General features: G+C 69.6%; 18 protein-coding genes. 13 read left to right on the top strand and 5 right to left on the bottom strand.

The features are described 5' to 3' along the window. The first annotated feature begins 122 nt into the window (after positions 1-122). On the top strand, positions 123-833 hold the full coding sequence (locus tag ACFPIH_RS06730; RefSeq protein WP_381182222.1) for a fused DSP-PTPase phosphatase/NAD kinase-like protein: 711 nt from the start codon (positions 123-125) through the stop codon (positions 831-833). A gap of 61 nt (positions 834-894) precedes the next feature. Here the strand turns inward: ACFPIH_RS06730 and ACFPIH_RS06725 are convergent, their stop codons facing one another. The 3 genes from ACFPIH_RS06725 to ACFPIH_RS06715 form a co-directional block, all read right to left on the bottom strand. Next, entirely contained in the window at positions 895-1,704 is an 810-nt protein-coding gene (locus tag ACFPIH_RS06725) for an SAM-dependent methyltransferase (RefSeq protein ID WP_381182220.1), read from the bottom strand. 133 nt (positions 1,705-1,837) lie between these two features. Next, the gene (locus ACFPIH_RS06720) at positions 1,838-2,092 is read right to left on the bottom strand and encodes a DUF397 domain-containing protein (protein WP_381182218.1); all 255 of its coding nucleotides are present in this window, start codon (positions 2,090-2,092) and stop codon (positions 1,838-1,840) included. Then, positions 2,093-2,953, bottom strand: a complete 861-nt coding sequence (locus ACFPIH_RS06715; RefSeq protein WP_381182216.1) for a helix-turn-helix domain-containing protein — start codon at positions 2,951-2,953, stop codon at positions 2,093-2,095. It abuts the gene before it with no gap. Between the two features lie 278 nt (positions 2,954-3,231). Here ACFPIH_RS06715 and ACFPIH_RS06710 point away from each other — a divergent pair, with 278 nt between their 5' ends. Together ACFPIH_RS06710 and ACFPIH_RS06705 are read left to right on the top strand one after the other, a co-directional pair. Beyond that, a complete protein-coding gene (locus ACFPIH_RS06710; RefSeq protein WP_381182214.1) occupies positions 3,232-5,028 on the top strand; it encodes an ATP-binding protein in 1,797 nt (598 codons plus the stop codon). Next, positions 5,025-5,465 (top strand): hypothetical protein, encoded by a 441-nt coding sequence (locus tag ACFPIH_RS06705; protein WP_381182212.1) that lies wholly within the window; start codon positions 5,025-5,027, stop codon positions 5,463-5,465. Before ACFPIH_RS06710 ends, ACFPIH_RS06705 begins: the two co-directional genes overlap by 4 nt. A 43-nt stretch (positions 5,466-5,508) precedes the next feature. Here the strand turns inward: ACFPIH_RS06705 and ACFPIH_RS06700 are convergent, their stop codons facing one another. After that, a complete protein-coding gene (locus ACFPIH_RS06700; protein ID WP_381182210.1) occupies positions 5,509-6,261 on the bottom strand; it encodes a thioesterase II family protein in 753 nt (250 codons plus the stop codon). 177 nt (positions 6,262-6,438) lie between these two features. Between ACFPIH_RS06700 and ACFPIH_RS06695 the strand changes: the two genes are divergently transcribed. The 5 genes from ACFPIH_RS06695 (at position 6,439) to ACFPIH_RS06675 (ending at position 11,445) form a co-directional block, all read left to right on the top strand. After that, positions 6,439-6,858: a hypothetical protein gene (locus ACFPIH_RS06695; protein ID WP_381182208.1), complete on the top strand. Its 420-nt coding sequence runs from the start codon at positions 6,439-6,441 to the stop codon at positions 6,856-6,858. Beyond that, complete coding sequence (locus ACFPIH_RS06690) at positions 6,855-8,456, top strand: multicopper oxidase family protein (RefSeq protein ID WP_381182206.1); 1,602 nt, start codon at positions 6,855-6,857, stop codon at positions 8,454-8,456. The genes ACFPIH_RS06695 and ACFPIH_RS06690 overlap by 4 nt, the downstream gene beginning before the upstream one ends. Before the next feature lie 215 nt (positions 8,457-8,671). After that, positions 8,672-9,850, top strand: coding sequence for an acyltransferase family protein (locus ACFPIH_RS06685; protein ID WP_381182204.1), 1,179 nt, complete (start codon positions 8,672-8,674; stop codon positions 9,848-9,850). Positions 9,851-9,973: 123 nt separating this feature from the next. Then, positions 9,974-11,203: a cytochrome P450 gene (locus tag ACFPIH_RS06680; protein ID WP_381182202.1), complete on the top strand. Its 1,230-nt coding sequence runs from the start codon at positions 9,974-9,976 to the stop codon at positions 11,201-11,203. Next, positions 11,203-11,445, top strand: a complete 243-nt coding sequence (locus tag ACFPIH_RS06675) for a ferredoxin (RefSeq protein ID WP_381182200.1) — start codon at positions 11,203-11,205, stop codon at positions 11,443-11,445. Before ACFPIH_RS06680 ends, ACFPIH_RS06675 begins: the two co-directional genes overlap by 1 nt. A 939-nt stretch (positions 11,446-12,384) precedes the next feature. Here the strand turns inward: ACFPIH_RS06675 and ACFPIH_RS06670 are convergent. Beyond that, entirely contained in the window at positions 12,385-12,879 is a 495-nt protein-coding gene (locus tag ACFPIH_RS06670) for a MarR family winged helix-turn-helix transcriptional regulator (protein ID WP_381182198.1), read from the bottom strand. A 140-nt stretch (positions 12,880-13,019) separates the two neighbouring features. On the opposite strand from ACFPIH_RS06670, the gene ACFPIH_RS06665 reads away from it, so the two are divergent. The 5 genes from ACFPIH_RS06665 (at position 13,020) to ACFPIH_RS06645 (ending at position 18,227) form a co-directional block, all read left to right on the top strand. Then, positions 13,020-14,726: an MFS transporter gene (locus ACFPIH_RS06665; protein WP_381182196.1), complete on the top strand. Its 1,707-nt coding sequence runs from the start codon at positions 13,020-13,022 to the stop codon at positions 14,724-14,726. A gap of 42 nt (positions 14,727-14,768) precedes the next feature. Beyond that, positions 14,769-15,551, top strand: coding sequence for an SDR family NAD(P)-dependent oxidoreductase (locus tag ACFPIH_RS06660; protein ID WP_381182193.1), 783 nt, complete (start codon positions 14,769-14,771; stop codon positions 15,549-15,551). 266 nt (positions 15,552-15,817) lie between these two features. Continuing rightward, positions 15,818-16,339, top strand: a complete 522-nt coding sequence (locus ACFPIH_RS06655; RefSeq protein ID WP_381182191.1) for a flavin reductase family protein — start codon at positions 15,818-15,820, stop codon at positions 16,337-16,339. Between the two features lie 20 nt (positions 16,340-16,359). Further along, entirely contained in the window at positions 16,360-17,151 is a 792-nt protein-coding gene (locus ACFPIH_RS06650) for an AfsR/SARP family transcriptional regulator (RefSeq protein ID WP_381182189.1), read from the top strand. A gap of 23 nt (positions 17,152-17,174) precedes the next feature. Continuing rightward, positions 17,175-18,227 carry a methyltransferase gene (locus tag ACFPIH_RS06645; RefSeq protein WP_381182187.1) on the top strand — a complete coding sequence of 351 codons (1,053 nt, stop codon included), beginning with the start codon at positions 17,175-17,177 and terminating at the stop codon, positions 18,225-18,227. Positions 18,228-18,309 lie beyond the last annotated feature (82 nt).

The raw sequence follows: 18,309 nt of genomic DNA, 5'->3' as shown, positions 1-18,309 counted from the left end.
GACGGCTGAGGGACCGGGGAGGCATAAGGGGTGCATACGCATGCGTACACGGACAAGACCATCAGGGGTCACCGGGGCTAGCATGCAATCACACCCCCGTCCCCAGTCCCCCCGGATTGTCCATGGCTGTTCTCACCGCTTCCCTGCCCGCCCCCACCCCCGTGCTGCGCAGGCTCTCCCTGTCACGGCGTGCGCTGCGCTGGCTCGTCGCCCTCGTCGTCGGTTACGCCGTCCTCTGGGCGGCCGGTGCCGGCAGCATCCTGGCGCTGTCGTACTGGGCGAGGGAGGAGACCCCGGCGCCGGCGGGAACGCGGAGCATGCAGGGTGTCCACCACTTCCAGCGGGTGGACGCCGAGGGCAGGCTGTGGCGCGGTGCCGCCCCTTCCCCGGCCGGGTACGCCGCGCTGGCGGGTCTGGGGTTCTCCACCGTCGTCGACCTGCGCGCCGAGGACCTGAGCGCGGCCCAGCTTGCCGGGCCGGGCAAGGCCGGGCTGGACGTCGTACGGCTGCCGATCCGGGACGGGCAGACTCCGCAGCCGGACCAGGTGCAACGGTTCCTCGCGGCGGTCGCGGGGGCGCCCGGAAAGGTGTTCGTGCACTGCGGGGCCGGAGTCGGCCGTACGGGCACGATGGCGGCGGCGTATCTGGTGACGAGCGGGGAGGAGTCGTCGTCGGTGGCGGTCCGGCGCAATCTCGCGGTCGGACCGCCGTCGATCGAACAGATCTACTACGGGTTGAACCTGAGCCGGGGCGAGACCGAGCAGCCGCCGCTCGCGGTCGTCGCCGTGAGCCGTCTGGTGGACGCCCCACGGCGCATGCTGACCTGGTTCTGACCAGCTCTGACCGGCTCCGACCAGCCCTGACCGGCTCTGACCGGCTCTTCTCGTCGAGGGCCTACGCCTTGCGTCCCACCGCCCCGTAGCCCGGGATGACGCCGTCTTCCTGGCCCGGGATCGGCTCGCCGAGTTCGGGGTGCCAGTCGGGGACGATCGCCACGCCCGGTTCGACCAGTTCGAGTCCGTCGAAGAAGCGGGCGAACTCCGCGCGGGAGCGCAGGGCCAGGGTGACGCCCGCCGCCCTGAGCTTCTCCGTCGCCGCCGCCGACTCCTCCGGGGTGAAGTCGGCGCTGGCATGGGTCATCACCAGGTAGCTGCCCGAGGGGAGTTCGCCGAGCAGCCTTTCGACGAGTTCGTGGGCGCCGTCCTCGTCGGAGACGAAGTGCAGCAGCGCGATCAGCGACAGGGCCACCGGCCGGTCGAAGTCCAGGATCTTCCTGGCCTTCTCGACGATGGCGGCCGGGTCGCGGACGTCGGCCTGCAGATACTCGGTGACGCCCTCGGGTGTGCTGCGCAGCAGGGCGGCCGCGTGGGCCAGCACGATGGGGTCGTTGTCGCAGTAGACCACCCGGGCGTCCGGCGCGATCTCCTGGGCGACCTGGTGCAGGTTGGGCTCGGTGGGGATGCCCGTGCCGATGTCCAGGAACTGGCGTACGCCGTTGTGGGCCAGCCAGCGCGTGGCGCGGTGCATGAAGGCACGGTTGACTCGTGCCATGACGGGGACGCGCGGGTCGAGTTCGAGCATCTGGCGGCCCATCGCCTCGTCGACGGGGTAGTTGTCCTTGCCGCCCAGATACCAGTCGTACATCCGTGCGGGATGGGGCTTGCTGGTGTCCATCTCGGCGGTGGTCGGGTCCTGCCCGGTCATGAGGCACTCCGTAAGACGCAATGGTTAATCAAGTCAGCACCAAAATAGGGAAGTTGAATGAAAGAACGACAATCGAAAACTGAGAGAGGATGAGAGAGGAGGGGAGTCGAAGGGCAACCGGAGGGCAGGGGGGTCAGGACAGCAGGAAGTCCGCCTCCCCCGCCTTGGCGCCCTCGATGAACGCCTTCATCTCGTCGGTGGTGTAGATCAGGGCCGGGCCTTCCGGGTCGGTCGACTGGCGGAGGGCGATCCGGCCGTCGGCGAGCTTCATCGCCTCCAGGCAGTTGCCTCCGTTGCCTCCGCTCCAAGGCTTGTGCCAGCCTTCGCTGCCCAAGTCCGGCGCGGGCATGCCGTTGTAGACCCGTTTGCGCGGCTTGATGCGGTCCATTCACAGCTCCTTGCGGAGATCCCGGAGGATCTCCTTCGTGCGATGTGCAGTAGCGGCCTGCGCCGCCATGCGGTCCATGACCTCGAGGTGGGTTGCCACCTCGGCGCGCGCGTCGAGATAGACGGCGCCGGTCAGGTACTCGCTGTAGACCATGTCCGGGAGTTCCGGCATGGCGAATCGGAACAGCACGAAGGGCCCGTAGGTGCCGGGGTGCGGCCCGTTCACGAACGGGGCCACCTGCAGGGTCACGTTGGGCAGCTTCGTCGCCTCGAGCAGTTTGTCGATCTGCTCCCGCATCACCTCCGGACCGCCCACCGGGCGGCGCAGCACCGTCTCGTCCATGACGACCCACAGCCGGGGCGCGTCCTGACGGGTGAGCAGTTCCTGGCGTTGCATGCGCAGATCGACGAGTCGCTCGATGTCCTCCGGCCGGGTCTGGCCGATGGCTCCGGACTTCAGCACGCCGCGGGCGTACCCCGTGGTCTGGAGCAGTCCCGGGACGAAGTGCGGCTCGTACTGACGGATCAGGCCGGCGGCGCCCTCCAGGCTGACGTGCATCGAGAACCAGCCGGGCAGGACGTCGTGGAAGCGCTGCCACCAGCCGGGCTGGTTGGCCTCCTCGGCCAGTTGCACGAACCCTTCGGCCTCGTCGTCGGTGACCCCGTAGGCCTTCAGCAGCAGTTGGAGGTACGGGATCTTGAGGGAGACCTCGGCCATTTCCATCCGGCGGACGGTGGCGGGCGCCACGCGGAGGATGCGCGCGGCTTCCTCGCGCTTGAGCCCGGCGCGTTCCCGCAGGTCCAGCAGGCGACGACCGAGGACGACCTGTCCTACGGTCGGCGCGGACCGCGGTTCGCTCACGCTCCACCTCCACGAAGAGCCCCGGCCGGCCGGTCGCCTTGTGCCTGCTGGGCTCCGACCTGCTGGTGACGAAATGAATGCCGACAGCCTTACGGCGCCATTCGAAGACCCATTCGAAGATCTGTACGAATCCGTACGGATCTTCGGTGATCCCAACTGGCGCCGCTCAACGTGCTGTTGCGAGCAGTGTGCCACGGCGGTCCACCGCGTCACACAGCACTCTGCATTTTTCAGAGTGACACTTGCCAAGTGTTCACGGCGGGGCGATAGTGGCAAGCGTGATTCCGTCCGCGCCCTTAGGAACAGACGCCGCCGCAGGCCACCCCCAGGGTCTCGGTGCCGCCGCGGCAGCAGGCCCCGAGCAGGCCGCTGCCGAGCGCCGGTTCCGATTCGAACTGGCCGCACACCCGGGTTCCCCCGCCCAGGCCAGACGCCTGGTGAGGGCTCGGCTGAGCGGCTGGTCGGTGTGCGAGGACACCTGCGACACCGCGGCTCTCGTCATATCCGAGCTGGTCACCAACGCGATCGTGCACACGGCGAGCGCCGTCGTCGTGTGCGAGCTGCACGACGGCGACGAGCAGGTACGCCTGTCCGTGCGCGACGAGGGCTGCGCGCCCGGCGAGACGCATCCCTCTCCGCAGCGTTCCGAGGAGGAGCACGGGAGGGGATTGCTCCTCGTCGAAGCCCTCTGTCACTCCTGGGGTGCACAGGAGCACGGTCTCGGCCTGCTGGTCTGGGCCAACCTGCCGCGCAACGCCGAGGCGGTCGGCGAGCCCGCCGAGGACGTCACCGACCATGCCGTCGACCTCGTACAGCCGCCCGCGACCGCGGCCGCCCCGGACCACTCCGAGCCCCGCGACGACCTCGGCTGGGGCTCCCGTCCCGAGCCGGACGCCCCGTCCGACGAGACGGGCGACGAGGACGAACCGGCGGAACAGACCTGCCGCATCCCGCGCGTCGAGGCCACCGCGGCCGTCCTGTCAGGCACGAGCGACACGACGGCCCGTACGGACCGGGCGGACGGCACGGACCGTACGGACGGCACGGACCGTACGGACGGCACGGACCGTACGGACGGCACGGACCGGGCGATACGGACGGCACCGGGCCACGCCGGCGACGTACGGGACACCGACGACGGGCACGACCAAGCGATACGACCCACCCCGCGCCGCACCCCCGAAGCCGAGGCCCACCGCACGGAGCGGCCGCCGCTGCACGCCGCGCCGGAGACCGACGGCCTCACGCCGTCCCCGTATGTGACACCGCAGCGGCGCCACGACGTTCCCGAGCAGAAGCAGCAGCAGCGGTACGCGACGGAACGGCCCGACTCGCAGGCGCGCGGCACGGAGCCGCAGGGCTCGGCACAGCAGGCCACGGAGCAGGGAAACACCGCCCGACAGGCCACGGCCCCGGATGGCGCCGCGCAGGTCCCGGCCCGTGGAAACACCGCCCAGAAGACCGGGGGCCGGGGAAGCACCGCCCAGCAGGCCCCTGGTCAGCACGTCCCGGGTCAGCAGGTCCCGGGCCGGGACGGCGCCGCGCAGCGTGCGTCGGTCCTGTGCGCACCGGACCAGCGCACTGCCGCCCCGCTCGCGTCCGAGCACCGCAGTCCGGTGGCCCACGGCGGTGAGCGCCACAGCGCGGACCACCACAGCACCGACCACCACAGCCCGGACCAGTTCAACCCCGGCCTGCACGGACCCGATCACTGCGCCCTGGGCCACCACCTTCCCGGGCACCACGGCCCCGAGCACCCCGCACCCGAACACCGCGCCTCGGCGGCCCCCCAGGCCGCCGCCCCGGGGCACCCCGCGCCCGAGCAGCACCACATCGCTCAGCACCGCGCCCCGGATCCCCACCCCGCCGCCGGTCACACCAGCCCCGCCCACGATGCTCGCAACCTCGACAGCCGGGACCTCCAAGGCGTCACCGCCCTGGGGCACCGCACTGCGTCGGCCCACTCCCCCGGTTCGCCCGTCGTGAAGGCTCCCGCCGCTCCCCAGCCCCGTCTCACCACGGGCGCCGGAGCACTCGGCGCCCTCGAAGGTGTGCGCGAGCGAGGAAGGGCATGAGCGCCGGGCTCGGCAGGAGTCCGGTACTCACACTCGACACGCTCGTCCGGCTCAGGCGCAGCCTGGGCGACCCGCCCGCGCCGCCGCGCCGCCTCGCCGTGCCGGACGGCATGACCGCCCCGCTGGGCTGTGACGCCGTGGCGGTACCGGCCGGGATCGGCCCGCTGCTGCTGCCCCGGCTGCCCCGCGTGGGCTGTGTGTACGCCGACGACACGCACTGGTGGTGGCTCGTCCCGTCGGACTCCGACTACGCCCTGGACTGGCCCGCCCCGGCGCGTTACGCCCCCGGTGCGCTCCTCCCGGACTCCGTGCACACCCCGGGCCTGCTCCACAAGCCGGAAGGCACGCTTCCGTACACCCCGCCGATCCCCCTCTACCTGACCCTGTGCCGGCTGACGGGAACGACACCCAGCTGGTCACGGCCCATCACCGCGTAGGCGACCGCGGCCGGCGTCGCCGTCGCCGTCAAGGACGAACGCCTCACAGGGCGGCCAGTACTGCCGCTGCCACCTGCTGGACCTTGCTGTCGAGGTAGAAGTGTCCGCCCTCGAACACGTGGCTGTCGATGCCGCCGTTGGTGTGACGCTCCCAGGCGGCGGTGTCCGTGACGCGGACCAACGGGTCGCTGTCGCCGACGAGGACCGTGATGGGGCAGGCGAGCCGGGCTCCCTCGGCCGGGGTGTACGTCTCCACCGCCCGGTAGTCGGCGCGCATCGCGGAGAGGAAGAGGGCGCGGACGCCGGGGGCGGTGAGGGTCTGGCCGGTTCCGCCGAGCTTGCGCACCTCCCTCATCAGACCGTCGTCGTCGAACCGGTGAACCTGGCGCTGCCGTACGACGCAGGGGGCGCTCTTGGCGGAGGCGAACAGGCGCATCGGCCGCCGTCCGGCCGGCGGCGCCGACTGCTCGGCCCGCAGGGCCACTTCGTAGGCCACGACAGCGCCCAGACTGTGTCCGAAGAAGGCGTACGGGCGGTCCAGGCAGCCGCCCAGAGCCTCGAAACAGGCGTCCGCCATCTCGGCGATGCTCTCCAGGGGAGGTTCCCGCCGGCGGTCCTGGCGCCCCGGGTACTGCACGGCGAGGGTCTCGACGCGTGGGGCGAGTGCCATGGCCAGGTGGCGGTAGTAGCCGGCCGATCCGCCCGCGTGCGGAAAGCAGATGAGCCTCAGTTCGCTCTCCGGCACGGCGACGAGCCGCCGTATCCAGGGGTTGTCGAGTGCGCTGCGCTCAGGCATGCGGGGGAGCCTAGGGCGGGCGATCCGGTCGCGGAAGAGGCGGCGCCCCGGCTTGAACCGGAAGCACGGTCACGCTTTATCGGAGTTCAGACATAAAGTTACTTCGCTAACTACCTATATTGTAGGCTGGGAAGCCGCCCAGGCTCTGCCGCCGCTCGATGTTTCCGAGGTGAACTCATGTCCTTGCGCCCTGTCCTCGTGCTCTTACGGATCACCGTGATGCTCCAGTTGTCACTGCTGCTCGCACAGACCGCGCTCGCCGGCGGTTTCCTCGGCGGGCACTACGACCTGCTGAAGGTGCACGGCGTGGTGGCGCGGGCGATCGTCGGGGTCGCCGTGGTGCTGGTCGTCGTCGCGGTCCTGGTGCGCCGGGCGGGCGGACCGCCCCTGTTCATCGGCCCGTCGATCGCGGCCCTCCTCACGCTGGTCGGTCAGTTCGCGCTCGGTATGACACGCGTCGTGGCACCGCACGTCCTGCTCGGCGCGATCATGCTCGCGGTGATGTTCCACCTCTCCATCCGCACGTTCTCGACGCCCCTTCAGGCGCCGGCCTCCGCGTCTCGCGCACGGGACGAGCGCGTCGAGGTGGCTCCGTGAAGCGGCGCGCATTCCTCGGAGCGGGCGGTGCCGTACTCGGCGTCGGGGCGGCGGCGGCACTGGGCCGGCCCTGGCTGGTGGAGTACGTGCGGGAGGGCCGCCCAGGGAAGCTGCTGCGGAGCGCGGCCGAGCTGCCGAAGCCGTACCAAGTGCCGCTGCCCGTACCGCCGGTGCTGCGGCCGAAGGCCACCGGTGCCGGCGGTTCCGCCGCTTCCACCACGGACACCTACGAGATCACCCAGCGCGCAGCCGACCTGGAGATCCTGCCGGGGCTGAAGACCAGGGCCTGGACGTACGGCGGCAGCTTTCCGGGGCCGACGATCGTCTCGCAGTCCGGGCGGCGCACCGTGGTGAAGCACCGCAACGAACTCGACCAGCCCGTCGTGGTGCATCTGCACGGCGGGCACACACCCGCCGCGAGCGACGGCTATCCCACCTCGCTCATCCTTCCCGCGAGCGGTGCCTACGACCAGCAGCGGGCGATGAGCGACATGGCCGGCGGCGAACACGGCATGTCCATGGACCACGGAGCCATGGACCTGGCGGAGGGCTCACGGACATACACCTATCCGCTCGACCAGCGGGCCGCGACCCTCTGGTACCACGACCACCGCATGGGCTACACCGGCACCAGTGTGTGGATGGGGCTCGCCGGATTCCATCTGGTGCACGACGACGAGGAGGAGCGGCTGCCGCTGCCGCGCGCGGAACGCGACCTGCCGCTCATGATCGCGGACCGGTCCTTCGCGGCGGACGGCTCCTTCCAGTACCCGTCGCTGGACCGGGAACTGCACACGCCGGGAGTCACCGAGTCGTACATGAACGGCGTCCTGGGGGACGTCGTCCTGGTCAACGGAGCGCCCTGGCCGGTGCACGGGGTGGAGCGCCTGCGGTACCGGCTGAGGCTGCTCAACGCGTCCAACGCCCGCCTCTACAAACTGGAGTTGGACCCGCAGCCGGAGGGCGGCGACGCCTTCGTGCAGATCGGCAGCGACGGCGGACTCCTGGCGCGGCCGGTGCGGCACGACTCGCTGGAGATCGCCCCGGCGGAACGCTTCGACGTCGTCGTGGACTTCTCCCGGTACCGGCCGGGTACGAAGGTACGGCTGGTCAATCGCTTCGGTGACGGCTCGACGGCCGAGGTCATGCGCTTCGACGTGGGGTCGGGCTCCCCGAAGGACGGGACGACGGTGCCCGACCGGCTCGCCGACGTCGCCCGGCTCGATCCGCACCGGGCCGCCGTCACCCGCGACTTCCACTTCCGCGGCTCCAGCGACGGCTGGACGATCAACGGGGAGGAGTTCCGCCCGGGCAGGGCGCTGGCCAGGCCGCGGCTCGGGCAGACCGAGGTGTGGCGGTTCACCACGAACTTCCATCACCCCGTCCATCTCCACCTGGATCACTTCCAGGTGGTGTCGCGCAACAACCGCGCGCCCGGCGCCTTCGACCACGGCTGGAAGGACACCGTGGACCTGCGTCCGGCCGAGGCCGTGGAGGTGGTCACCCGGTTCACCGACTACCCGGGCACGTTCATGATCCATTGCCACAACCTCGAGCACGAGGACATGGCGATGATGGGCGACTTCGTCACCGAGTGAGGAGGCCGGGCAGCCGCCGGCCTCCCTTTTTCCCGCGCTTGAGGTCCGCTTCACGGGCTTTCGCTGGGATGAACCTGCAGATGATCCCGCAGAGTCGTTTCCCACACCGTGAGGCGAGGGGCGTAATGAAGGCAATGCCGGTATCCCGGTCCAGAGTTGACGGGCACTCAGCCGCCGTCAGCAGTGGCGGCGCCAGGCTGGAGTCGCTCACGGGCGTGCGCTGGTTCGCCACGTTCGGGGTTTTCCTCTCCCATGTCAACATCCTCCTCCCGCTGCCCCACACGCGCGGTCTGTTCTCGCTCGGGGAGTCGGGGGTGTCACTGTTCTTCATCCTGTCCGGCTTCGTCCTGGCCTGGAACTGGACGGCGGCCGACACCGCGAAGGCCTTCTACGGCAGGCGGTTCGCGCGTGTCTGGCCGCTGCTCTTCGTCGCGGTGGCCATCCCCACGCTGTTCGCCGCGACGTCCGAGGGCGGCCCGGCGGTCTCGCACCTGCTGCTGATCTCGTTCTCGGCCGTCGTGCTCATCCAGGCCTGGGTGCCCGGCTGGATCCTCCTCGGCGCCAGCCCGGTGACCTGGTCGCTGTCTTGCGAGGCGTTCTTCTACGGCGTCTTCCCTGGCGCGATGCGCCGGCTGCACGACGCGAAGGCGCGCAGTCTGGTGCTGCTGGTCTGTCTGTCGGTCGCGGTGCTGTGGGCCGTCCGGATCAGCCTGTGGTTCGCGTATCCGCCCACCCGGCACGTGACGAGCCTGGACGGATACGGCCCGGCCGTCTTCCTCATCTACTCGCCGATCTCCCGCATCCCCCAGTTCCTCATCGGGATGGCCGTGGCGATCGCCGTGCGGCGCGGCTGGCGTGCGGTGTCGGTACGGACGGCGTTCCTCGCCCTGCTCGTACCGCTGGTCACGCTCTGGCTGCTGCGTGGCCAGACGTTCCGCAGCGCCGTGCTCTTCGACGGCGTGGACACGGCCGTGACCCCGTTCTTCGCCCTGCTCATCGCCGCGCTCGCCCGGCGCGATCTGGAAGGCGGCCGCTCGTTCCTCAGGGCGCGCTCGATGGTGCGGCTCGGGCAGTGGTCGTACGCCTTCTATCTGTTCCAGTTCACGGTGCTGCTCCCGGTCGCCGTCGCGGCCAACCCGGGGAAGGACGTCGCGGACTTCTTCACCGATCCCGTCGCGCCCAGCACGGACTACATCGGGTACGCGCTGCTCGCCCTGGCGATCACGCTGGCGGTCTCGGCCTTCTTCTACCGGTTCCTGGAGCACCCGCTGGAGCGCCGGATCCGGCACCGGCTGAGCCCGTCGCCGGCCCGCGCGTCCGGGAACGGGGACGCCCCCGCCCAGCGTCCGCCGGTCTCCGGAAATACCGCGCGACAGCGCCGGTTCGACGCTTGATCGCCGCTTAACGGGGCGCCCATAGCCTCGCGATTGGATCGACTGCACATCGACTGCACATCGATCGGGACGACGATCGGACATCGGTCGGACACCGATCGGGACTTCATCCAAGGGGGTCGTATGAGCGAGACCATGGCCACGGAAACCGCGCGAGAGGCACCGCCCTTCCCGCAGGACCGGACCTGTCCCTACCAGCCGCCCGCCGGGTACGACGAGTTCCGCGGCAAGGGTGAGGTCCATCGGGCCACGCTCTACGACGGCACCGAGGCCTGGGTCGTCAGCGCCTACGCGGCGGCCCGGGAACTCCTCGCCGACGCGGGACGGTTGTCCGCCGACCGCCAGGACGACGGGTACCCGATCGTCTCCGAGCGAATGGAGGGCATCAAGTACCAGCCGCCGTCCTTCGTGGGGATGGACCCGCCGGAGCACAACCGGCACCGGCGCATGATGCTCGCGGAGTTCTCGGTGAAGAGCGTCGCCGCGCTGCGCCCCAGGATCCAGGCCCTCGTGGACGAGTACATCGACGAGATGCTGCAGCACGGCGGGCCGTTGGACCTGGTGCCCGCGTTCTCCCTGCCGGTGCCGTCCCGGGTGATCTGCGAGATCCTGGGCGTGCCGTACGCGGACCACACCTTCTTCCAGGAGGCCAGCCAGAACCTGGTCCAGGCGGACAGCCCGGAGCAGGCGCTGCAGTCGGTGGGCGAGCTGAGTGTCTACTTCGACGACATGATCTCGAAGTACCTCCAGGAGCCGGGGCCGGGCATGATCGGCAGGCTCGCCGGGGACAAGGTCGCCGGCGGGGAGCTGTACAAGCACGAGCTCATCATGAACGCGCTGATGCTGCTGATCGCCGGGCACGAGACCACCGCGTCCATGATCACGCTCAGTGTCATCACGCTGCTGCAACACCCGGACCAGCTGGCCCTGTTGCGCAAGGACGAGGCTCTGATCGGCCCGGCCGTCGAGGAGCTACTGCGCTATCTGTCCATCGCCGACATCGCCGGGGCGCGGGTCGCGGCCAGGGACTTCGAGGCCGGTGGGCACCTCATCCGCGAGGGCGAGGGCGTCATCGTCGCGAACTCGCTGGCCAACCGCGACCCGAGTGTCTTCCCTGACCCGGATCGCTTCGACATCGGCCGGGGCAACAGGCACCACGTCGCCTTCGGATACGGCGTGCACCAGTGCCTCGGCCAGAACCTCGCCAGGGCGGAACTGGAGATCGCCCTCCCGGCGCTGTTCAACCGTATCCCCGGTCTGCGGCTGGCCGTCGACGTGGACGACCTCAAGCTCCGTGACGGGGGCACCGTGCAAGGCGTCAACGAACTGCTGATCACTTGGGGAGACAGGTAATGGCGACACAACAGGACGAGGGCCTGCGTATCGAACTGCTCGCCGACGCGTGTGTGGGGGCGGGCCAGTGCGTGCTGGCCGCACCGGCCGTGTTCGACCAGGACGACGACGGTGTCGCCATCGTGCTCGACGACGCGCCGGGCCACGACGAGCACGACGCCGTCCGCGAGGCGGCCGACCTCTGCCCCTCCAGCGCCCTGCGCCTGATCAGGCAGTCGACCCCCGCGAACGGCACCACCTGATCACCAACCACCACCAGCGACTCGTGGCCGGGGCCCCACTCCCCCCGCCACGAGCCGCCACGTGTGCGCCTGCGGCGACAGGGCAGGGGGTGACAAGAGAGGCGGCGACAGGGCAGAGGGCCGCAGGGCAGGCACGGCGCCCACCGGGTGACCACCGCAGTGGGCAACCGCCAGGGGGTAGCCGCCAGGGGGCAACCGCCCAGCGCGCAGCCGCTAGCAGGTGACCGCCCACAGGGAAGCCGCGAGCGGGCGACCACTAGCAGGTGACCGCCCAGGCGGAAGCCGCCAGAGGAAAGCCACCCAGCGCGCAGCCGCTAGCAGGTGACCGCCCACAGGGAAGCCGCGAGCGGGCGACCACTAGCAGGTGACCGCCCAGGCGGAAGCCGCCAGAGGAAAGCCGCCAGAGGAAAGCCGCCCAGCGCGCAGCCGCTAGCGGGTGACCGCCCACGGGGAAGCCACCGGACGGAAGCCGCCAGGGGAAAGCCGCCAGGGGCGGATGTCCACTCCGTGCTGTCCCACCACCGCCCGCGCCCCCAGCCCCGCACCACCCGACGCGGCCCGCAGAGATCCACGTCCGCGACATCCAGCCCCACCCGTCTCCCACGCCCGACCCGCAGTCCTGACCGCACAGCGCGCCGGACGTCCGCTCGTGTTCCGGGGCGGCGCACAGGCCGGACCACGCTCGCGGGGCCCGGGAGACCCGGACGTCACCGCGGCGACCGGGAGTCGTACGTCTCCGGGTGGAGTCACCACACACACCGGAACAAGGCCGGCACAGCCCTGCGCTCGCGCCCCGCCGCCCACACCGCGACAGACCTGCCCGCCCCCGCACACGCCGAGGCCCGGGCGAGCCCGTCGGGCCGGTTGCCCGGGCCTTGCCGTGACCGGTCGAGCCCGGGCTGCCGGGGCGGCCGGCGTAGAGGGCAGCGGTGGTGTTCGTTACTCCGTGACGTTGTGCAGGATTCGCTCCAGGAGCCGGCTGAGCTGCTCGATGTCGTTGTCGTCCAGACCGTCCAGCATCCGCTGCTGGCTCTTGAGCGCGACCTTCTCTATGACCTGGTACATGCTCTCGCCCTCCGGCGTGAGCGCCACGGTCGCGGCCCGCCGGTCGGTGCCGCTGCGGGTCCGGGTGACGAGCACGCGGCGTTCCATGGTCTCGAGATGCCGGGAGAGGGTCGGCCCCTCGATGCTGAGGTACTGAGCCAGGCTGCGCTGGATCATCGGACCCTCCAGCTTCAGCGTGGCGAGGATCGTCCAGGTCGCGAAGGTGGCGCCGGACTTGCTGAGTTCCTCCTCGAAGAACGCCCGGCTCCCCTTCGCGGCCAGCCGAAGTTTCGGGGCGATGCTGTGGCGCAGCCAGACGGGTGATCCCCCCGTCTCCTCCTCCGCCTCCGCCGTCGCCTTCGCCTCAGCGGGTTGCTTCTGCCTCGGCACCAATACCTCCGCTCATTGCCTGTCAACCAAGAAGGGTATCGCCGGTGCGTTGACCGGTCAGCCGCGAGCGGTTGACCATGGGCGAATTAATTCGTTAGGATACTAAGTAATTGGCGATCCGGCAACCAGTGGAGCCCCTCGTGAGCGATGTCAGTACCGGCGCACCCGCACCCGACTCGTTAGCCGAGCCGCCGGCGCCGACCAGGCGCGCGTGGCTGGGACTGGCGGTCATCCTGCTGGCCGCCTTCATGGAACTGCTCGACGTCACCGTCGTGACGGTCGCCTCTCCGGAGATCCAGACCTCGCTCGACGCGAGCTACGCCCAGATCCAGTGGATCCTGGCGGGCTACCAACTGACCTTCGCCACCGGACTCGTGGCGGGCGGCCGGCTCGGCGACATCTACGGATGCCGCCGCATCTTCGTCTACGGCGTGCTGTCGTTCGCCGTCACCTCGCTGCTGTGCGGCGTGGCGACCAGCGGCACGATGATCGTGGTCTTCCGGCTCCTGCAGGGCCTGGCCGCCGCACTGATGTTCCCCCAGGTAGTGTCGATCATCCATGTCACCTTCCTCGGCAAACACCGGGCGGCGGCGTTCGGCGCGCTGGGCGGGGTCACCGGGCTCGCGGGCATCGCGGGTCCCCTGGTCGGCGGTGCGCTGATCGAGCTCGACCTGTTCGGGACGGACTGGCGGGCGATCTTCCTGATCAACATTCCGATCGGCCTGCTCGCCGCGGTCGGCGCGCACATGCTGGTCACGGAGTGGAAGTCGGAGCAGCGGCCCGGGCTGGACCTGCGGGGCGCCGCGCTCGGCACGGCCGCGGTGACGCTGGTGATCTTCCCGCTGATCCAGGGCCGGGACGCCGGTTGGGCCTGGTGGATCTGGGCCCTGCTCGCCCTCTCGGTGCCCACCCTCTTTGTGTTCGTGAGGCACCAGCGGGCGCTGGAGCGCGGCGGCGGCTCGCCCGTGATCGACCTGGCCCTGTTCCGGGGCGGTTCCTTCGGTGTCGGCCTCATCGTGCAGTTCATGTGCTTCGCGGGCGTCTCGGCGTTCTTCCTGGTGCTCGCGGTCGAGTTGCAGGCGGGATACGGCTGGTCCGCCCTGCGCACCGGTCTCGCCTTCCTGCCCATCGCGTTCGGCACCGGCATGGCCTCCGGCATCGCCATCCCGCTGCTGCCCAAGCTGGGCAAGATCGTGCTTCAGATCGGCGCCGTGGTCATGGGGCTCGGCATGGCCGCGCTGATGTTCACGCTGCACCAGTACCCGAACGACCTGACCTTCTGGAAGCTCACCCCGGCCGGGATCGTGGTGGGTATCGGCCTCGGCATGATCGTGACCACGGTCAACGACGTGGTGCTCGCCGAAGCCGTCGGGCCGAGCGCGGGCTCCGCGGCCGGTGTGCAGGCCACCGTCGGCCAGGCGGGCAACGCGGTCGGCGTCGCCGTCCTCGGCGCCATCTTCTTCGGACTCCTGAGCGGCAACGCCACCTCGGCCGCCCAGGACGACATGCCGCACTTCCGCGACGGGTTGCGGCAGCTGGCGGTCTCCACCCAGACCGCCGAGAGTCTCGAACGCGGCATGGTCACCTGCTTCGCCGACCAGGCCTCGGCCAGCGACCCGGGCAAGCTCCAGCAGAGCTGCACAGCCCTGCAGACCGAGGCCGGGCAGAGCGGGAGCCCCGCGGTGGTGAAGCTGGTCAACGCGACGCTGAACGAGACCAAGCAGCAGCACTTCTCGGACTCCATGCGAACCAGCCTCTTCTACGAGGTGGCGGTCTACGTGCTGGTGTTCCTGCTGGTCTTCCTGCTTCCGCTGCGACGTGGTCTGCAGGCGGGAACGGCACATTAGGGGATCCACAACACACGAGACACAACACACGAGGAGTGTCAGATGGACGCAGGCGAGCGTGGGGAATTCGCCGGGAAGGCCGCGCTGGTCACCGGGGCGAGCAGCGGGATCGGTGCCGAGACGGCGCGGCTTCTCGCCGAGCGGGGGGCGGCCGTCGTCGTCAACTACCGGGCCAACAAGGACGGCGCGCTGGAGGTGGTCGCCGGCATCACGCGGGCCGGCGGCCGGGCAGTGGCCCTCCAGGCGGACGTCACCGACCACGAGGAAGTGCTCCGGATGGCCGCGCAGGCCAAGGAGGAGGTCGGCGGGATCGACATCCTCGTCGCCAACGCGGCGGGCGTCGACGGCCGTACGGCACGGCCCGGGCCGCTGCTGAAGACGCCTCCGGAGACGGCTCTGCACGTGGTGGACGCGCAGCTGCGCGCCTTCCTCAACCCGGTGCACGCACTGGTGCCGGCCATGATCGAGCGGGGCGGTGGCGGCGCGGTGGTGGCCGTCGGGGCCTCGTTGTCCAAGCGTTCGCCGGAAGGGTTCGCCTCCCTGTCGATGTCGAAGTCGGCGCTGGAGGCCGCGGTGAAGACCCTGGCGAGGGAAGCGGGGCCGGCGGGTGTACGGGTGAACATGGTGGCGCCGGGCCTGATACTGAGCGCCCTGGCCGAAAACATGCCGGAAAAGGTCAAGGCCGCGAATGCCGAACGGACCGCTGTGAAGCGCAACGGGCTGCCGCGGGATGTGGCGGAGTCGGTCGTTTTCCTGGCCTCCGAGCGGTCGTCGTACCTGGCGGGCGCCTATCTTCTGGTGGACGGCGGGACCGCGATGATCTGACGCGGCAATAGGCGGGTACGACGGAGGCCCAAGGCAACTGCCTTGGGCCTCCGTCGTACCCGAATGCGCCATTCCGATTCCTGCCGCGAAGCATTGGCGTCTTCACCAACCGCCGGTCATGAATCTTCATCCCGCGGGTTGATACGCCCGCCGCGGCAGCATGGTAGGTTTCCGTTTCAGTAGAAAAGGGCGAGGTACTGGACGGCAATTCACCCGCCGTCCGAGAGAAAGCACTGATGCATCCTTCGCACTCCTTGGAGAAAGTGATGGGGAAGCAATCCGCCCAAATCGCCGACGGCGAAAAAACTGTGATCGACCAGCGTGAACTGCGCCAGATATTCGGTCGGTTCGCCACGGGAGTGGCGGTCATTACCGCCAAATATTCAGGGGAACTGTTCGGGGTTACCGTCAACTCGTTCACCTCACTCTCGCTCGATCCGCCGCTCATTCTCTTCTGCCTCCACAGCAGGTCGTCCTTCCGTGCCGCGCTCGGCGTGGGGGCGTCCTTCACGGTCAACATCCTGTCGGAGGAACAGAGGGAGATCTCGACCCTGTTCGCCTCCGGGGCAGACCGCTTCCTCAAGGTGAACTCACTGCCCGGTCTGGGCGGCAGCCCGGTGCTCACCAACTCGCTGGCCTATGTCACATGCAGGGTGGCGCAGGAGGTTCCCGGGGGTGATCACGTCATCGTGATCGGAAAGGTGGTCGACATCGGCCTGCTCCGCCGCACGGGCGCACCGCTGGGCTTCTACGCCGGCGCCATGCACAAGCTGGCGCCGTATGGATAAGCGCGCAGACGGGGGTAAACGTGACGATCCGCTTCAAGTTACTGGGCCAGCTCCAAGTGTACGAAGAGGACCGTATTCTGACCCCGCAGGCGCATAAACTGCGTGTCCTGCTAGCCGCCCTGCTGGTCCATCACCACACGGTTCTTTCCATTGGTTCCCTGATAGACGAACTCTGGCCCCAAGGGCCGCCCCGCACCGCACTGCAGGCGCTTCGCGTGTACATCTCCCAATTACGGAAGATGCTGCACAGCAGTAGTTCGTCAGGCCGTCTTGCACTGATCGGCGAGCCTCCCGGATACTATCTGGCGATCGACGAGGGAATGCTTGACATCGTCGAATTCGATCAGCATCGGGAACTCGCCCGGACGGCCCGTGACCGCAATGATCTGGAAACCGCCCTCCATCATTACCGGGCCGCCGCGAAACAGTGGCGCAGTGCGCCGCTCGCCGGCCTCCGGGAGGGAATGCTGCTACGCAGCGCCGCCTCCAGGATCGAGGAGTCCTGGATGGCGGTCGAGGAAGGGCGCATCTCGCTCGAGATACGGATGGCCCGGTTCCGCGGCGAAGCCATCGCGCAACTGCGCGAGCTGGTGGCCAAGTATCCGTTCAACGAGCGCCTGCACGCGCTTCTGATGATCGCCCTCTTTCTGTCGGGGCGCAGCGGCGAGGCCCTCCAGGTCTATCGCAGCACTCGCAAGTGCCTCATCGACGAACTCGGCATAGAGCCGGGTGATGATCTCCGCCAGGTCCACCAGATCGTTCTGGACTCCGACCGGGCGGCGCTGGAGAACGTCGGAATGTGGACGGCCTGAACCGTAACCGAAAGGACAACGTGATGACTGCGGCAGACAACTCCGTGCCTACGGCGAGCACGGCGGGACCGATCGACGATCCGTTCGACATCATGCTCGTCGGATGGTCCTTCATGCGCAGCAAACTCCTCATGACGGCCCTGGAGCTCGGCCTGTTCGAGGAGCTGAGCAAGGAGCCCGGGACGGTCGGGAACATCGCCTCCCGGCTGGGACTGCACGAGCGCGGCTCCACCGACTTCCTCGACGCCCTGGCGGCTCTCGGCGTCCTCGAGCGCGGCGAGGGCGGCGTCTACCGCAACAGCCCCGCGGCCAACCGCAACCTGATACCCGGTCAGCAGGGTTATGTGGGCGGCTTCCTGACCATGACCACGGAGTTCATGGGAGCGGGCTGGGAGAGCCTCGCCACCATGCTGCGCACCGGGGACGCCCATGGGCAGGACGCGGACAAGGTGCCCTTCGCCCAGATCTTCCGCGACCCCCAGCGGCTGCGGCAGTTCCTGTCGGCGATGGACAGCCTCAACGGCGCGATCGGCCCCGAGCTGGCCCGGCGCTACGACTGGTCGCGCCACCAGTCCTTCGTCGACATCGGGGGTGCGCGCGGCAACCTCGCCGGCACTCTGCTGCGCGCCCACCCGCATCTGCGGGGAGGCGTCTTCGACCGCCCGGTGATGAAGCCGTTCCTGGAGGAGCTGGCCGACGAACGGGGCGTGCTGGACCGGATCGCCTTCCACGGGGGCGACTTCTACGTCAACGAGATCCCGGGCGCCGACGTGGTGATCTTCGGGAACGTGCTGCACGACACCCCGGTCGCGACGCGACAGAACCTGATCGCCCAGGCGTACGCGCGGATTCCCGTCGGCGGTGCGGTGATCGTGTACGACCCGATGATCGACGACGAGCGCAGGGTCGCCGACAACCTGCTGCTCAGCCTCACGATGATGCTCCAGTCGCCGGCCGGCAACGAGTACACGCCGTCCGAGTGCCGCGGGTGGATGGAGGAGGCCGGCCTCGAGATCGAGGACGTGTTCTCGCTGCCCGCCCATGTCACCGCCGTCGTGGGCCGCAAGACCGCCTGACCTCCGATGGTTCGGCAGGCGGCCGGCTCCCGCACCCGCCGCCTGCCTCGACTGCCGATTGACAGCGCAGTCCGCCTTGGAG

It is taken from the genome of Streptomyces vulcanius (assembly GCF_042653945.1).
GTDB lineage: Bacteria > Actinomycetota > Actinomycetes > Streptomycetales > Streptomycetaceae > Streptomyces > Streptomyces mangrovi.
The sequence above is the reverse complement of the archived record's forward strand: the minus strand, read 5'-3'. Positions and strand labels throughout refer to the sequence as shown.

Bases quoted from the DNA above. Each gene is read 5' to 3' on its own strand.
- ACFPIH_RS06730 (WP_381182222.1), top strand. From the start codon at position 123: ATGGCTGTTCTCACCGCTTCCCTGCCCGCCCCCACCCCCGTGCTGCGC.
- ACFPIH_RS06725 (WP_381182220.1), bottom strand. From the start codon at position 1,704: ATGACCGGGCAGGACCCGACCACCGCCGAGATGGACACCAGCAAGCCC.
- ACFPIH_RS06720 (WP_381182218.1), bottom strand. From the start codon at position 2,092: ATGGACCGCATCAAGCCGCGCAAACGGGTCTACAACGGCATGCCCGCG.
- ACFPIH_RS06705 (WP_381182212.1), top strand. From the start codon at position 5,025: ATGAGCGCCGGGCTCGGCAGGAGTCCGGTACTCACACTCGACACGCTC.
- ACFPIH_RS06700 (WP_381182210.1), bottom strand. From the start codon at position 6,261: ATGCCTGAGCGCAGCGCACTCGACAACCCCTGGATACGGCGGCTCGTC.
- ACFPIH_RS06695 (WP_381182208.1), top strand. From the start codon at position 6,439: ATGTCCTTGCGCCCTGTCCTCGTGCTCTTACGGATCACCGTGATGCTC.
- ACFPIH_RS06680 (WP_381182202.1), top strand. From the start codon at position 9,974: ATGAGCGAGACCATGGCCACGGAAACCGCGCGAGAGGCACCGCCCTTC.
- ACFPIH_RS06675 (WP_381182200.1), top strand. From the start codon at position 11,203: ATGGCGACACAACAGGACGAGGGCCTGCGTATCGAACTGCTCGCCGAC.
- ACFPIH_RS06660 (WP_381182193.1), top strand. From the start codon at position 14,769: ATGGACGCAGGCGAGCGTGGGGAATTCGCCGGGAAGGCCGCGCTGGTC.
- ACFPIH_RS06655 (WP_381182191.1), top strand. From the start codon at position 15,818: ATGGGGAAGCAATCCGCCCAAATCGCCGACGGCGAAAAAACTGTGATC.
- ACFPIH_RS06645 (WP_381182187.1), top strand. From the start codon at position 17,175: ATGACTGCGGCAGACAACTCCGTGCCTACGGCGAGCACGGCGGGACCG.